This is a genomic window from Alkalisalibacterium limincola, assembly GCF_008017755.1.
GTDB classification, from domain to species: Bacteria; Pseudomonadota; Gammaproteobacteria; order Xanthomonadales; family Xanthomonadaceae; genus Alkalisalibacterium; species Alkalisalibacterium limincola.
Window position 1 is genome coordinate 121,075 of the sequence record NZ_VRTS01000009.1, and the last position, 13,715, is coordinate 134,789.

The following is a 13,715-nucleotide window of genomic DNA, read 5'->3' on the forward strand; positions in this document are numbered from 1 at the left end:
GACCGCCCCGGACTCAGGACCCGCCGCGTTCGTCGCGCTTGGCCCGTTGCCACAGCGCCTCCTGGCCAGCCAGGTCGAAATCGTCCAGCACCCGCCCCTCGGCGCGCGCCATAGCCTCCATCGCGCGGAAGCGCCGTTCGAACTTGGCGTTGGCCCGGCGCAAGGCGCTCCCCGCATCGACCCCGGCGTGCCGGGCGAGGTTCACGCACACGAACAGCACGTCGCCGATCTCGTCCTCGATGCGCTCGGCGCTGCCCCCCTGGGCGAGTTCCTCGCGCACCTCTTCGAGCTCCTCGTGGAGCTTGTCGACCACCGGGCCGATGTCCGGCCACTCGAAGCCGGTGCGCGCGGCGCGCTTTTGCAGCTTGGTCGCGCGCATCCACTCCGGCAAACCGCGCGAGATCCCGGCGAGCGCGCTGGGATCGGCATGTCCGGCCGCCTCGCGCTCGGCACGCTTGAGCTTCTCCCACGATTCGGTCTGCGCCGCGGCATCGGCCACGACACCGCCGCCGAAAACGTGCGGATGGCGTCGGATCATTTTCGCGCAGATCGAATCCACGACGTCGTCGAAGCCGAAGTGGCCGGCCTCCTCGGCCATGCGGGCGTGGAACACCACTTGCAGCAGCAGGTCGCCAAGCTCGTCGCGCAGGTCGTCGAAGTCACCGCGGTCGATGGCGTCGGCGACTTCGTAGGCCTCCTCCACCGTGTACGGGGCGATGCTGGCGAAATCCTGCTGCACATCCCACGGGCACCCGCCCACCGGATCCCTCAGCCGCGCCATGATCGCAACCAGTCGCGCAATGGGGCTCTGGGCAGGGGGCTCAACCACGGACTTCATCCGCCGGCCCATCCACGGCAGGGCCACGATGGTGCAGGTACTCGCGAATGATGAAGAGTGCCGCGAGCGAACGGCCCTCGGAGCAGTCCTCGAGCAACATCAGCTCGTGCAGGCGGTCCAGGCGCCAGGGCACCACCTCCAGGTCCTCGGGCTCGTCGCCGACCAGCTTCTCGGGATAGATGTCCTCGGCCAGCACCAGATGCGTCTGGTGCGCCATGTAGGTCGGCGCCAGGGTCAGGGAGCGCACGAGGCTGAGCCGCCGGCCGCCGAAGCCGGCCTCCTCCTTGAGTTCCCGGTTGGCGGCCTCCAGGATCGACTCGCCCGCGTCGATGCGGCCCTTGGGCAAGCCAAGTTCGTAGCGGTGCACGCCGCAGGCGTACTCGCGGATCAGCAGCACCGTTTCCGGATCGGGCATCGCGGCAATGATCACCGCCCCGTGCCCACGCGGCTTGAGCCGGGTGTAGCGGCGCCGCTCGCCGTTGCTGAACTCCAGGTCGAGTTCCTCGATCCGGTTGCGGCCCTCGTCGCGCTCCTGGATGTCATGGATGACCGGAAGCTTCGGCACGCTCAGCCCCCCGGTGGCGCGGCGGCCGGCGCCAGCCAGCGACCTTCCACGGCGTAGAAGCGGGAGCCACCGCCGTCGGGCTGGCCGATGCGCGCGAGCGCGTCGGCAAGGGCGGGAGTTCGCGGCGTGAGGATCATCTCCACACCATAGCCCAGCCATGAGACGTGAAAGAGTCCCTCCAGGCCCAGCGGCCCTCCCGCATCCGACAGCACGCCGTCGAGGCGACCCTCGCTCACGCTGCTGAACTCGGCGAGCAATTCACCCAGCTCCGCATGGACGGTGCCGCTCACGCGGGCATCGACCCAGCGCAGTTGCCCGGAGGCGGATTGCGGGAGCCGGCCGCGTAGCGTGAGCTCCTCGAGCTGCAGCGTCAGCCGGCCCTGCGGGACCAGGCCCTCATGGGCCAGCAGCTGGGACAGGAGGGTGGCAGGCAGGTCCGCGTCGACATCGTTGATCAACAGGTTGTCGTCGTGGCGACGGATCCTGCCCGTCCCCGACCCCTGCGGACCGTCCACCCGGACCTGCGCGTCGATGCGCGAACGCAGCGCTGCCATGGGAGACAATGTCCACGCCACCTCGCCCAACGCTTCGCCATTGAGCGTGACGCCACTGGCGGCCCCGCGCCAGAGGGTTCCCCGGGCATCGGTGTAGTCCAGCGACCCGTTGCTGTTGTCGCGCAGGTAGCCCAACGCGAAGCCGGCCGGGGCGAACGCGACAACCGCCACGGCCAGGGCCAGCAGCAGGACCAGCACACCCAATATCCAGCGCATCACGACGCTCCTTCGCGCAGCTCGATGCGCACGTCGACGCCGGAGGCCGCGCGCTGCACGCTCAGCGCCTCCACGAGCAGCCCCGCACGCACCTGCTGCTCAAGCCAAATCGCAAAGCGGTCGAATTCGGCCTGGCTGAGCCGCACGCTGACCCGCCCACTGCCCTGGGGCTCCACCGCAACGAGCCTGTTGCCAAGGCCTGCATCGCGAACGCCGGCATCCACCCGGGCCAGCAACGAGCGGCCGTCGGCGACCGGGGCATCGATACCGCCCCGCGTCGCCGCTTCCCGGACTGCCGGGCGCATCCACGCCAGCTCGGCATGCTGTCGCTGGACTTCGGCCCGCAATGCATCGCGCGAGGCCACCAGCGGGTCCCAAGCCAGCGCCCAGGCCAGCACCAGGACCGCGACCACCCCGCCGACCAGCAGGATCATGCGCTCCCTCGCCTGGCGTTGCGCCCACCACTGCTTCATCGTGCCTCCCCGCCCAGGCGCAGGCGCCCCTCGACACCGCGACTGCCGGGGGTGGCCCCGACCAGCTCGACCCGCATGCCATCACCGGCCAGGCGGGCGCGCAGGGCGTCCAGCGCGGCAACGTCCGGCGCGTCCACGACGGCATCAAGCGCACGGTTGCGATAATCCAGTGACTGGATCGTGCAACAGCCTTCGCGCGCCAGGGCGGCGGAGAGATTCCCCAGGGTGGCGATCAACGGGTCCTCGCCCTGGCCCGCGGCACGCAATGCCGAGGCCAGGTAGGCCTCCGGACTGGCCACCGGGTCGTTGCCCGGCACCAGCTGGCGATACAGCGCGGTCATCTCCGCCCGTTGCGCATCGACCTGCGCTGCCAGCTTCGAGCGTTCGATGCCCAGGTGCGTGGTCGCCAGCAGCACCGCCAGCACGGCAGTGGCACCCGCGATCGTCCACGTACGACGCAGGCCGGCGTGGCGGTTGCGCGGCGCAAAGCTTCCCTGCAGCAGGTTCAGCGACGAAGCGGGGTCCGAGGCCAGGGTGCGGGCATAGAGGTCGATCGCGCGGATCGCCCCGGGCGACGTATCGACATCCACCCGGTCGACCAGGCTGGTATCGCCGGAGACCAGGGCCAGCACTTCTTCGGTTCGACCACAGAACACGCGCGAACGCCCCAGCCGGGCAACCGCACGCCCGCCCTCGACCAGCAAACCCACCCGTCCGGGCTGCCAGGGCACGAGCAATCCCTCGGGGACCATCGCGTCGGGTTCAAGGCCGTCGCGCCGCAGGGCGTCGAGCCAGCCCTGCAGGGTGGTGCGCGCCACGACGCCGACCACGACCTTGCCGGGCGCCTGCGAAGGCACCCAGGCGACGTGCTGGGTTTCGACCGCCACCGCCAACTGTTCCTCGATCGCGTAGGGCAAGGCTCGCGCCAGCGTGGCATCGGAGCCCGGCAGGCGCTCCACCTCCAGCAACAGCACGTCCTCGGCAGGCACGACCACGGTCAACGGTCCGGCCGTGTTCGCAGGCCCGGACAGCCACTCGTGCGTGCGTCGGAATGGATTCTCAGGAGTCGGTCGGGCATCGGCGCGATCATAGCAGTGCGCCTGCGGCGCGAGGATGTGCTCACAGTTCCCCTCGCGCCCGCGCCAGCACTCGGACCCTGGCCAGGCCGCGGTCGCGTTCAACGAGGCTGCTGTGCACGTAACGCACCCCCTCGGATTCGATCCAGCCCTCGGCCATGTAGAAGCGCGTCTGCAGTCCGGCCTGGCCCAGGTCGACTCCGGCCAGGCCCTCGCGCTCCAGCGCCTGGGCAACGGCCTCCAACGAGGGATAGGCGCTGTCGATGGAGCGGGCCAGGCGCCGTGCCATCGCCTCGTCGATGCGCGGATCCAGCGCCAGCCACAGCAGCGGCGGTGCGGTATTGAGGTTGATCGGCGCCGAGGCGGGCAACGCACACACGTACGACTCGAGCCGTTCCCAGGCCCGGGCGTCGACCCGGGCAAGCCGCCGGACCTCGCTGGCGTGCGCCATGGGCCGGTTGCCGGTGCGCCAGCCGGGCATCCGACCCATGTAGGCCCCGTCCTCGCGCCCCCGGGTAGCGGCTCGAGGTCGCGGTCGATCCAGTCCGCGGCTTCCACGGCGATGAAGGGGTCGAGATCCAGGGCCACGAGCACCCGCTGCAGCGCCTCGATGCGAAGCGGATCGGCCACCCCGGCTGGCGCCAGCGAATTGAGGTCGAAGCACCCGCCGAGGTCGCGTAGCCGGCCGCTGATGCGTGCCCCGGGCACGTCGATCGGCGGCATCGCCTGCAGCCAGGGATCGGCCAGCGTGTCCACTGCGCGGACCTCGCCCGCCAGCGTGTCCGCCGCCCACGCTTCCAGGCCCACCATCAATTGCCAGCTCTGTTCCGAGCGCAGGCTGTCGCGCAGGTGCGCCCGCTGTTGTTCGCCCTGTGCCAGCAGGCCCGCGGCCAACACCACGGCCAGGGCGACGGCGAGCAAGGCCACCACGAGCGCCGCACCCCGCTGCCGGGCCCGCTGCCTCATGGCGCCTCACCCCCGCCAGCCAGCTCGAGCACACGTCGATACTCGCCCTCGCCTTCCAGCGCGAAGCGCAGCTCGATGCCTGACGGCAGGCGCTCGGGTCGCTCCTCGTCGCCAGCCGCCGGCCAGCGCTCAAGCGCCACGCCTGCGGCCAGGAATCGCCATTGGCACTCCGACACGCCGTCGAGCCGGGTCTCGACCCGCGGCTGCGAAGCCGGCGTCCGGTCGAGCACATCCCATCGCAGGCGCTGCAGCTCCCCGTCCTCGCAGCGCCAAGCGATCCGCTCCAGGGCGGGTGCCTCGCGGTCCCATCCGCCGCTGCCGACGTAGCGGGTCAGCTCGATGCCCGATCCGCCGCCGATCAATGCCGGCAGTTCCAGCCCGCTGCCATCGCGCACCGGGCGAGCCGCGGCCTGGCGGACGTCGCGTTCGAACTGCCCCATGGCCTGGTGCAGCGCACGGAACTGCTGCGACTGGGCGTCGATGACCTGCTTGGCTCGGACAATACGATCCAGCCCGCCCCAGGCCATCGCCGCCACGACCGCGAAGATCGCCACCGCGACGACCACCTCGATCAGCGTGAAGCCGCCCGGAGCCGTCGGATGCCGGCACCCGAGGGTCGTCACGGCGCGCCCACGAAACCGGTCAGGGTCAGCGTCACGGGGCCGTCAGCCGGGCCCACGCTGACATCGATGCGACGGATGCCGGGAACGCCACTGCCAGCCACGTCCATCCGCCAACGCCACTCGCGCCGGGCGTACTCGAGCCTGCCGTCGCGCGTGCCGGTGGCCGGTGTCGTGGCCTGAAGCCGTGCCTCGGCGATCAGGTTCGAGGCGATCCACTGCGCCTGGCTGCGCTCGCGCACCTGCGCCAGCGAGGCGGCCTCCATGCCGGCCGTGCGAACCAGCGCGGCCATCGCAACCGCAAGGATGGCCAACGCCACCAGCACTTCCAGCAGCGAGAAACCGGTCGCCCTAGAACGCATCGATGCGCTCCCGGGTGATCTCCCCGCCTGTGCCGGCGGCGAGCTTCCACAGCGGTCGCTGGCCTTCGAGCACGGTGATCTCGAACGGCACCCGTTCACCGGAGGCCAGGCAGGCCAGTTGCGGTCGCGCAGGCAAGCTGTCGCCCAGGCGCAGCGCCTGGCCATCGACGCGCGCGGCCAGCGAGACGTTGGCGGCCAGCTCGCGTCGGCGAAGGGCTTCGGAACTGCCCGCAGGCATCGGCTCGAAGCCGTCCGGGCCGAAGTGGCCGAATGCGAGTTGACGGCTGGCCAGCGCGATGCCGACATCGCGCCCGGTCATCGCCGCCCGCTCGCAGGCCAGGTCGAACAGGCCATGCACGCGGGCTGCCTCGGTGTCGGCGCGGCGCTCGCCCAGGTCGGGGAACACGAGCACCAGCGCGCCGCCGATTGCCGCGACGATCGCGAGCACCACCAGCACCTCGATCAGCGTGAAGCCGGCCGGCGGGCCGGCGGCCTCAGTCGCCCCAGTTGCCGATCTCGGCATTCACGCCCTCCCCGCCGGGCTGGCCATTCGCGCCCTGGGTCCACACGTCGATGTCCCCGTGCCGTCCCGGGTTGAGGTAGAGGTAGTCGCGACCCCAGGGGTCCTTGGGCACGCGGTCCAGGTAGCCGCCCTGGCGCCAGTTCGCGGCACCCACCGGCGCCGTGACCAGGGCCTGCAGCCCCTGCTGGGTGGTCGGGTAGGCGTAGTTGTCGAGCCGGTACATGTTCAGCGCGGTGACGATCTGCTGGATATCCTGCTGCGCGCGCACCACGCGCGCCTCGTCGGGACGGTCCATGAAGCGCGGCACCACGACCGCGGCAAGGATGCCGAGGATGACAACGACCACGAGGATCTCGATCAGGGTGAATCCTCGGACGGAACGCGGACGCGGGGCGGTTACCATTGGGGGCCATGCACACGGGAAGCGACCAGCCGATGCTATCAGAGGCCGACCCTGCCGAGGCCAACGCCCACGCCGATGCGTGGCGCAAACGCGACCTGGCGGTGCTATGGCACCCCTGCACGCAGATGCGCGAGCATCCCGACACACTGCCCTTGGTGCCGGTACGCCGCGGGCGCGGCGTCTGGCTCGAGGGCGTGGACGGGCGCAACTACCTCGATGCGGTCAGCAGCTGGTGGGTGAACCTGTTCGGCCACGCCAACCCGCGCATCGCCGCGGCGATCGCCCGCCAGGCCGGCGAACTCGAGCACGTGATCCTGGCGGGCTTCTCGCACGAGCCGGGCATGGCGCTGGCCGAGGAACTTCTGGCGCTGGCCCCGCGCGAGGCCGACCGGCCGCCCCTGACGAAGGTGTTCTACGCCGACAACGGTTCGGCTGGCGTCGAAGTGGCGCTGAAGATGGCCTTCCACCACTTCCGCAATCGCGGCGTCGAGGGGCGGACCCGCTTCATCGCATTGCACAACGGATACCACGGGGAAACGCTCGGCGCGCTGTCGATGGGCGACATCCCGCTGTACCGGAAGATCTATGCGCCGCTGTTGCTGCAACCCACCTTCGTTCCGTCCCCGGACGCCTGGGACGCGCTGCCCGGCGAGGGCGCCGAGGCCTGCGCATTGCGGGCGGCCGAGGCGCTGGCCGACGTGCTGGCCGTCCAGGGTGGTGAAACCTGTGCACTCATCCTGGAGCCCCTGGTGCAGTGTGCCGGCGGCATGCGCATGTACCACCCGGCCTACCTCAGGCGCGCGCGGGAACTGTGCGACGAGCACGGCGTGCTGCTGATCGCCGACGAGATCGCGGTCGGCTTCGGACGAACCGGCACGATGTTCGCCTGCGAGCAGGCCGGCATCCAGCCGGACTTCCTGTGCCTCTCCAAGGGGCTCACCGGGGGCTTCCTGCCGCTGGCCGCGGTGCTCACCCGCGAGGAGATCTACGAGAGCTTCCTGGACGACTCGCGCGAACGCGCCTTCCTGCATTCGCACAGCTACACCGGCAACCCGCTGGCCTGCGCCGCGGCGCGCGAGACCCTGGCGATCTTCCGTGATGAACCGGTGCTGGAACGCAACCGCGCCACCGCCGCGCGCATGGCCGAGCTGGCGGCCCCGCTGGCTGGCCATCCGAACGTGGCCGAGGTCAGGCAGACCGGCATGATCCTGGCCATCGAGCTGGTGGCCGAACGCACGTCCCGCAAGGCCTTCGCCCCGGAGCAGCGCGCGGGCCTGAGGGCCTACCGCCATGCGATCGCCCACGGCGTGGTGCTGCGTCCGCTGGGCGACGTGCTGTACTGGATGCCACCGTATTGCATCGAGGACGACGCGCTGCAGCAGCTGGCCACCGTCACCCGCGGCGCCATCGACGCCGCTGTCCACGTGGAGTCCTGAGCATGCGGACGATTCGCAGCTTCGTCGAAGCACCTCTGGTCGTCGGGCAGCAGGTGGGGCTCGGTGAACAGGCCAGCGCGCACCTGATCCGCGTCCTGCGTCGACAGGTCGGCGATAGCGTCGTTTTGTTCAACGGCGACGGCCACGACTACCAGGCGCGGTTGGTGTCGGTGGCAAAGAAGGCCGCGATCGCCGAGGTCCTGGAACGGACCGCCGTGGAAAGCGAGTCCCCCCTCGCGGTGACCCTGGTGCAGGCACTCGCCCGGGGCGAAAAGATGGACTGGATCCTGCAGAAGGCCACCGAGCTGGGTGTCGCCGCAATCGTGCCGGTGGTGAGCGAGCGCACCGAGGTCCGGCTGGGTGCCGAGCGCGCCGAACGCCGCATGGCGCACTGGAAGGGCGTCATCACGGCCGCCTGCGAGCAGAGTGGCCGGGCGCGGATACCGGCACTGTCCGAGCCCCGCGAACTTGCGCTGCATGCGGCGCAGGCACCCGGAGATGGGATCCTCAGGCTGGCGCTGGATCCAGGGGGGGAGTTCGGCCTGGCCGAGCTTCCGCAATGCAGCGCACTCGAACTGGTCGTGGGGCCGGAGGGCGGACTGTCCGAGCGCGACCTGGCCACGCTTCGCGTGGCGGGCTACCAGGGCCTCAGGCTGGGTCCACGCATCCTGCGCACCGAGACAGCGGGGCCGGCGGCCATCGCCGCGCTACAGGCGTTGCGCGGCGACCTTTCGACCTGAGGCTTGAAGGCCCACCCCGCGAGATCCCGTGGGGGCCCTCGTCGATCGACGCGCCTCAGGCGGCGCGCTGAAGCGCCTTCGCCACCAGCATCTCGATCGTGTCGAGGTCGGGGATCAATGCGGAGTCCTCGTTGAGCATGACCCGCTGCAGGACGCCCAGCGGCGTCTCCTCACCGGACTCCGCCACCAGCCGGCCGCGAGACACCGTCACCAGGCGCGGGAAGCCCTGGGTCAGCAGGGCGAAGAACGGCAGGCGTGGATTCCCGCCCAGCGCCTTGATCACGACGACCTTGGCACCCAGTTCGCCGGACTCCTCGGCCAGCCCGGCGAGCTTGGAGAAGGACAGCACCGGCAAGCGCCAGCCGCGCCAACGCACGCGCCCCAGCAGCCACGGCGAGGACTCACCGACCGGCTCGGGCTCGGCAAACGTGATCACCTCGGCCACGGAGGCATTGGGCAGCAACAGGCGTGCACCGGACACGCTGATCATGACTCCCCGGATGTCGGATTCAACGTCACTCATCGCTTCAGATGTCCTCATGCCATTTGCCCAGGGCGCGGATGGCCAGATCGGCCGGCGCTGCGTCCACGACACCCTGCTTCACCAGGCTCTCGCAGGCGGATGCCTCGAAACACGTTGCGGGACTTTGCGCGAGCAGGCGCCCGCCCTGGGCGACCCAGCTTTCCGAGTCCGCCAGCCAGGTCCCTTCGGTACCGCTGAGGGCCACGACCGTTGCACTGTCGCCCAGGGGCGCCAGAGCCTTGAGCAAGTTCGCCGGACTGGCGGGGTCCGCCACGAACTGCAGACCCTCTCTGCAGTCCACGCCCACGCCGGGCGGCAGGATGTATACCCTCCCGGCCCGAAGCGGTTCGCCAATCGCCGCCAGCGCGGTTTCCACCTTTCCGGTCTTGGACAGCTGGGAAGCCAGTCGGTCATGCGTACCCGCGTTGAGCTGCTGCCAGACGACGACCGGCACGGGGATCCGCTTCGGCAGGGCGGAGAGCAACTGGCGCAGTGCGTCCGGACCGCCCATGCCCGCCAGCAGCACGACGAGACCACCCACCGGGGCTTCCGCCGCCGGGGTCTCCTCGCCATCCTCCGACCCGACGTCCTCGAGCTCGAATGCCGCGGCAAGTTCATCGAAGCTCATCGTCGCAGCGGCTGCCGACGCGGGCGCAGGCGCGCCGCTCGAATCGGCGGCCTGGACATCGCCATCGGCGTCGTCCATGACCAGCGAGAGTTCACGGCCGAAGCTCAAGCGCGGACCGTCAGCAGCCTCTTGTTCGTCAGCCCGTTCTTCGTCAGCCTGGTCGTCCCCGGAAGCGGCAGTCGAGCCGGCCTCCCCAACGCCTTCGATCACAGCGGCAACTTCGGGTTCGCCTTCCGCTTTCCGGGGCTGGTCATCAACCGGCGTGGAGCCGGTGTCGATGTCGAGCCCGTCGCTGCTGTCCTCGCCATCCGCAACGGTGAATTCGTCGAAGCGCAGGATGCCGTCCTGACCGGCATGGGCGTCGTGCTGGGCCATCAGCGCGGCCACCTCGTCATCGAGCTCAAGTTCCTCCGCCTCGATGGCCGTCAGGTCGTTCGACCAGGAAAGCTCGCCCGACGCATCGTCGGCACCGGTACGCGGGTCATCGGCCACCGGCACGCTGCCGGCATGGTCGACCGCCTCGACGGCGTAGTCCTCGAGCGCTCTGCATCCATCTGGACGGCAGGACTGATCGGGCCGCCCGGCGACGGGATCCAGTCCACTGCACCGTGCACCGCCTCCGCGCCCTCGGGGGCCGGCGGCAGCGTGCGGTCGTGCCCCAGGATCTTGGCCGCGAGATGGCGGGCCCAACGCGCGAGGTCCCAACCATCGAGCTGGCTGGTTGTCGCGGCCTCGTCATAGATGACGTTCAGGCCTTCCGTGTCGAACAGCTCGTCCCACTCGTCGAGCTGGTCTTCCATCGCCGCATCGAGGCTGACCACCACGACCGACGGGCCGGTGGCGGCCACCTGGGCCGGGGCCAGTTCGCCCGGCTCGCCTTCAATGGTGATCTGGCCGCCCAGGCTGGCCAGCGCATTGCGAAGATGCTCGCGCGCCGGTCCCGGACGCCCCAACAGGGCCACTTTCGGGTTGGTTTCACTCATCACTGCGTTCCGTCGCGAGGAGGTCCTGGACGTTCCGGATCAGCTCGGCTTCCTGGTAGGGCTTGCCGAGGTAGCGGTTGACGCCGATTTCGAACGCGCGCTGGCGATGCTTCTCGCCCGTTCGCGAGGTGATCATGATGATCGGGACGCCGGCAAGTCGTGCGTCGTTGCGCATGTGCGTGGCGAGCTCGTAACCGTCCATGCGAGGCATCTCGATGTCGAGAAGCATCAGGTCGGGCACGCGTTCCGCCATCTTCTCGATCGCATCCACGCCGTCCTTCGCCGTGATGACCTCGTAGTTGTTGCGCTCCAGCACGCGGCCACTCACCTTGCGCATCGTGATCGAGTCGTCGACCACCATGACCAGCGGCACCGGCCGCGACTCGATCACCACCTCTTCCTCGACCGGCGCCTGGACCGTCGCCTGGCGACGCACCAGGGGCGCGACGTCGAGGATGATGACGACGCTGCCGTCGCCCATGACCGTGGCACCGAAGATGCCTGGAATGGAGCTGATCTGGGGCCCGGTGGGCTTGACCACGATCTCCCGGCTGCCGAGCACCTGGTCGACGCAGATCGCTGCGCGCAACTCGCCAGAGCGCGCCAGCACCACCGGCATCTGCAGGCTGTCGCCCGCCTTCGCCGGGGCGTGCCCGATGAGCCTGCCGAGGTCGTGGATCGCGTAGTCTTCGCCGGCGTAGCTGTGGGTCGGATGGTCGGTTGCGAGTTGCGCCTCCAGCTCGTCGCGGGCGATTCGACCCACGCCCTGCACCGAAGCGATGGGAATCGCGAAGGTCGTATCTCCGATCTTCACGAACACCGCCTGCGTCACCGCCAGCGTGAAGGGCAGGCGCACCTGGAACTGCGTGCCCTCTCCCGGCCTGGACTTGATGCTCAGCGCACCGCCAAGCTGGCGGATCTCGTTGTACACCACGTCCATGCCGACGCCACGGCCGGCCAGGCGGCTGACTTCGCCGGCCGTCGAGAATCCGGTCTCGAGGATGAACGCAGCCAGCGCGTCGTCGGTCACCTTGGCATCAGGCTTGAGCAGGCCTCGCGAAATCGCCTTCTCGCGGATCGCGGCGTAGTCCAGGCCGCGACCGTCGTCGGAGACGCTGATCACGACTTCGGAACCTTCTCGCGCCACCCCGACAGTCACCTCGCCGTCGGCCGACTTGCCCGCCTTGCGGCGTTCGGCAGGCAGCTCCAGGCCATGGGCGACTGCATTTCGAAGCATGTGCTCGAGCGGGGCCGTCATGCGCTCGAGCACATTGCGATCCATCTCGCCGGAGGCGCCGTCGACCTTGAGCTGGGACTGCTTGCCACTGTCGCTGCTGGCCTGTCGCAGGACGCGGCGCAGACGCGGCACCAGTGAATCGAACGGCACCATGCGCGTGCGCATGAGGCCTTCCTGCAGGTCGGAACTGACGCGCGACTGCTGGAGCAACAGCGTTTCGTACTGGCGCGTCTGCTCCTCCAGCGAGCCCTGCAGGTTCACCAGGTCGGCGGCGGACTCCGACAGCGCCCGCGTGAGCTGCTGCAGCGTCGAGAACCGGTCGAGTTCGAGCGGATCGAAATCGCGCTCGGTGTCGTCGGTCTCGCGCTGGTAGCGCGCGATGATTTGCGCCTCGGTCTCGATCTCGAGTTTGCGCAACTGCTCGCGCAGTCGATTGTTCGTGGCGTCGAGCTCGGAGAGGTTTCCACGGAAACCACCCAGCTGCTGCTCGAGTCGCGCGCGATAGATCGCCACTTCGCCCGCGTAGTTGACCAGTCGGTCCAGCAGGTCGGCACGGATGCGCACCTGCTCCTGGGGTGACCGGATGCCCCCGGCATCCTCCTCGTCGCCCAGCGCATCGACACTGAGAGGCTCCGAAAGCGGCGGCAATTCCCGTGTGACCGGGACAGGAAGCGGCCGCAGGGCCACTTCCGCGGGAGCGGCAGGCACGGCGGGAAGGTGTTGCTCGTCCGAGGCCTGCTCGGCTTCGGTCTCGGCTTCGGTCTCGGCTTCGGTCTCGGCTTCGGTCTCGGCTTCGGTCTCGGTCTCGGTCTCGGTCTCGGTCTCGGCCTCGGCCTCGGTCTCGGTCTCGGCCTCTCTCGAGTCAACGTCGGCCGGCGCATCGGAGATCGACTGCGCGTCTTCGGCATCTCAGCCAGGCGGTCACTCTCGACCTCGATGGCACCACCATCGACGAACGCATCACCAAGGACCGGCAGCGGACGACCCAGCGAAGCAGCCTCGAAAGCGGCGATCAGGCGGACCGGCATTGCCAGGGCCTGGCGATCGATGACCCGGGTCACCATCCGATGAAGACGATCGAATCCGCCTTCGACCAGGCGTACGCCGGGTCGACCCAACTCGCGCCGGCCCTCGGCGACGGCCTCGAGCAGCGACTCCATGACATGGCCAAGTTCGCCGATCTCGGCGATTCCGGCCATGCGCGCACCACCCTTGAGCGTATGCAGGTCACGCTGCAGACCCGTAATGATCTCGCGATCCTCGGGCGATTCACGCAAGCCGGACGACAAGCCATCGGAATGATCGAGCAGATCCTGGGCTTCCTCGAGGAACAGGTCCAGGAGCTCCTCGTCGATTTCCGAAAGGTCCAGCGCCTCGTCCGGGTCCGCCTCAGGCTCGAGAAGACGGCGCAGGAGGAGTTCGTCCTCGTCCACCGATTCGACGGTCTCGGGCTGCTCGACGGCCTCGGGCTGCTCCTCGACCTCGGGCTGCTCCTCGACCTCGGGCTGCTCCTCGACTTCAGGCTGCTCCACGGCCTCGGGCTGCTCCTCGACCTCGGGCTCTTCCTCGACC

At 69.6% G+C, this 13,715-nt stretch carries 16 protein-coding genes and 2 pseudogenes; 3 read left to right on the top strand and 15 right to left on the bottom strand.

Annotation, left to right across the window (positions count from 1 at the left end; translation table 11 throughout):
- Positions 1–13: 13 nt before the first annotated feature.
- Genes mazG through gspG form a run of 10 tightly spaced genes read right to left on the bottom strand, consistent with a single transcriptional unit; the run spans position 14 to position 6,596 of the window.
- Positions 14–838 carry a nucleoside triphosphate pyrophosphohydrolase gene (mazG, locus tag FU658_RS12440; protein WP_147892365.1) on the bottom strand — a complete coding sequence of 275 codons (825 nt, stop codon included), beginning with the start codon at positions 836–838 and terminating at the stop codon, positions 14–16.
- Positions 822–1,409 carry an ADP compounds hydrolase NudE gene (gene nudE, locus FU658_RS12445; protein WP_255505603.1) on the bottom strand — a complete coding sequence of 196 codons (588 nt, stop codon included), beginning with the start codon at positions 1,407–1,409 and terminating at the stop codon, positions 822–824. Before nudE ends, mazG begins: the two co-directional genes overlap by 17 nt.
- A complete protein-coding gene (gene gspN, locus FU658_RS15520; protein ID WP_147892367.1) occupies positions 1,406–2,173 on the bottom strand; it encodes a type II secretion system protein N in 768 nt (255 codons plus the stop codon). The genes nudE and gspN overlap by 4 nt, the downstream gene beginning before the upstream one ends.
- Positions 2,173–2,646 (bottom strand): type II secretion system protein GspM, encoded by a 474-nt coding sequence (gspM, locus tag FU658_RS12455; protein WP_147892368.1) that lies wholly within the window; start codon positions 2,644–2,646, stop codon positions 2,173–2,175. Before gspM ends, gspN begins: the two co-directional genes overlap by 1 nt.
- Positions 2,643–3,827: a type II secretion system protein GspL gene (gspL, locus tag FU658_RS15525; RefSeq protein WP_255505596.1), complete on the bottom strand. Its 1,185-nt coding sequence runs from the start codon at positions 3,825–3,827 to the stop codon at positions 2,643–2,645. Before gspL ends, gspM begins: the two co-directional genes overlap by 4 nt.
- The gene (locus FU658_RS15530; protein WP_255505597.1) at positions 3,766–4,722 is read right to left on the bottom strand and encodes a type II secretion system minor pseudopilin; all 957 of its coding nucleotides are present in this window, start codon (positions 4,720–4,722) and stop codon (positions 3,766–3,768) included. Before FU658_RS15530 ends, gspL begins: the two co-directional genes overlap by 62 nt.
- A complete protein-coding gene (gene gspJ, locus FU658_RS12465) occupies positions 4,685–5,311 on the bottom strand; it encodes a type II secretion system minor pseudopilin GspJ (protein ID WP_147892370.1) in 627 nt (208 codons plus the stop codon). Before gspJ ends, FU658_RS15530 begins: the two co-directional genes overlap by 38 nt.
- Entirely contained in the window at positions 5,308–5,670 is a 363-nt protein-coding gene (gene gspI, locus FU658_RS14525; protein ID WP_187266101.1) for a type II secretion system minor pseudopilin GspI, read from the bottom strand. The genes gspJ and gspI overlap by 4 nt, the downstream gene beginning before the upstream one ends.
- Entirely contained in the window at positions 5,660–6,193 is a 534-nt protein-coding gene (locus FU658_RS12475) for a prepilin-type N-terminal cleavage/methylation domain-containing protein (RefSeq protein WP_147892371.1), read from the bottom strand. The genes gspI and FU658_RS12475 overlap by 11 nt, the downstream gene beginning before the upstream one ends.
- On the bottom strand, positions 6,165–6,596 hold the full coding sequence (gspG, locus tag FU658_RS12480) for a type II secretion system major pseudopilin GspG (protein ID WP_147892372.1): 432 nt from the start codon (positions 6,594–6,596) through the stop codon (positions 6,165–6,167). Before gspG ends, FU658_RS12475 begins: the two co-directional genes overlap by 29 nt.
- 8 nt (positions 6,597–6,604) lie before the next feature.
- Between gspG and bioA the strand changes: the two genes are divergently transcribed.
- Together bioA and FU658_RS12490 are read left to right on the top strand one after the other, a co-directional pair.
- Positions 6,605–8,032, top strand: a complete 1,428-nt coding sequence (gene bioA / locus FU658_RS12485; RefSeq protein ID WP_425477614.1) for an adenosylmethionine--8-amino-7-oxononanoate transaminase — start codon at positions 6,605–6,607, stop codon at positions 8,030–8,032.
- Between the two features lie 2 nt (positions 8,033–8,034).
- A complete protein-coding gene (locus tag FU658_RS12490) occupies positions 8,035–8,772 on the top strand; it encodes a 16S rRNA (uracil(1498)-N(3))-methyltransferase (RefSeq protein WP_147892373.1) in 738 nt (245 codons plus the stop codon).
- Positions 8,773–8,827: 55 nt separating this feature from the next.
- Here the strand turns inward: FU658_RS12490 and FU658_RS12495 are convergent, their stop codons facing one another.
- From FU658_RS12495 to FU658_RS12510, 4 genes and pseudogenes are all read right to left on the bottom strand, one after another.
- Positions 8,828–9,295 carry a chemotaxis protein CheW gene (locus FU658_RS12495; protein ID WP_147892374.1) on the bottom strand — a complete coding sequence of 156 codons (468 nt, stop codon included), beginning with the start codon at positions 9,293–9,295 and terminating at the stop codon, positions 8,828–8,830.
- Between the two features lie 4 nt (positions 9,296–9,299).
- The gene (locus FU658_RS12500; RefSeq protein ID WP_147892375.1) at positions 9,300–10,415 is read right to left on the bottom strand and encodes a chemotaxis protein CheB; all 1,116 of its coding nucleotides are present in this window, start codon (positions 10,413–10,415) and stop codon (positions 9,300–9,302) included.
- A complete protein-coding gene (locus tag FU658_RS12505) occupies positions 10,349–10,906 on the bottom strand; it encodes a hypothetical protein (protein WP_147892376.1) in 558 nt (185 codons plus the stop codon). The genes FU658_RS12500 and FU658_RS12505 overlap by 67 nt, the downstream gene beginning before the upstream one ends.
- A pseudogene (locus FU658_RS12510) lies at positions 10,899–12,914 on the bottom strand (response regulator); the annotation flags it as partial. The gene FU658_RS12505 and the pseudogene FU658_RS12510, both read right to left, overlap by 8 nt.
- Here FU658_RS12510 and FU658_RS15535 point away from each other — a divergent pair.
- On the top strand, positions 12,861–13,214 hold the full coding sequence (locus tag FU658_RS15535; RefSeq protein ID WP_255505598.1) for a hypothetical protein: 354 nt from the start codon (positions 12,861–12,863) through the stop codon (positions 13,212–13,214). The pseudogene FU658_RS12510 and the gene FU658_RS15535 sit on opposite strands and share 54 nt — an antisense overlap.
- Here FU658_RS15535 and FU658_RS15540 read toward each other — a convergent pair.
- Positions 13,127–13,531, bottom strand: a pseudogene (locus FU658_RS15540) (Hpt domain-containing protein); the annotation flags it as partial. The gene FU658_RS15535 and the pseudogene FU658_RS15540 overlap by 88 nt on opposite strands.
- Positions 13,532–13,715 lie beyond the last annotated feature (184 nt).

Bases quoted from the DNA above. Each gene is read 5' to 3' on its own strand.
- FU658_RS12495 (WP_147892374.1), bottom strand. From the start codon at position 9,295: ATGAGTGACGTTGAATCCGACATCCGGGGAGTCATGATCAGCGTGTCC.
- gspI (WP_187266101.1), bottom strand. From the start codon at position 5,670: ATGCGTTCTAGGGCGACCGGTTTCTCGCTGCTGGAAGTGCTGGTGGCG.
- gspN (WP_147892367.1), bottom strand. From the start codon at position 2,173: ATGCGCTGGATATTGGGTGTGCTGGTCCTGCTGCTGGCCCTGGCCGTG.
- bioA (WP_425477614.1), top strand. From the start codon at position 6,605: ATGCACACGGGAAGCGACCAGCCGATGCTATCAGAGGCCGACCCTGCC.
- FU658_RS12505 (WP_147892376.1), bottom strand. From the start codon at position 10,906: ATGAGTGAAACCAACCCGAAAGTGGCCCTGTTGGGGCGTCCGGGACCG.
- FU658_RS12490 (WP_147892373.1), top strand. From the start codon at position 8,035: ATGCGGACGATTCGCAGCTTCGTCGAAGCACCTCTGGTCGTCGGGCAG.
- FU658_RS12475 (WP_147892371.1), bottom strand. From the start codon at position 6,193: ATGCCGAGATCGGCAACTGGGGCGACTGAGGCCGCCGGCCCGCCGGCC.
- mazG (WP_147892365.1), bottom strand. From the start codon at position 838: ATGAAGTCCGTGGTTGAGCCCCCTGCCCAGAGCCCCATTGCGCGACTG.
- gspM (WP_147892368.1), bottom strand. From the start codon at position 2,646: ATGAAGCAGTGGTGGGCGCAACGCCAGGCGAGGGAGCGCATGATCCTG.
- gspG (WP_147892372.1), bottom strand. From the start codon at position 6,596: ATGGTAACCGCCCCGCGTCCGCGTTCCGTCCGAGGATTCACCCTGATC.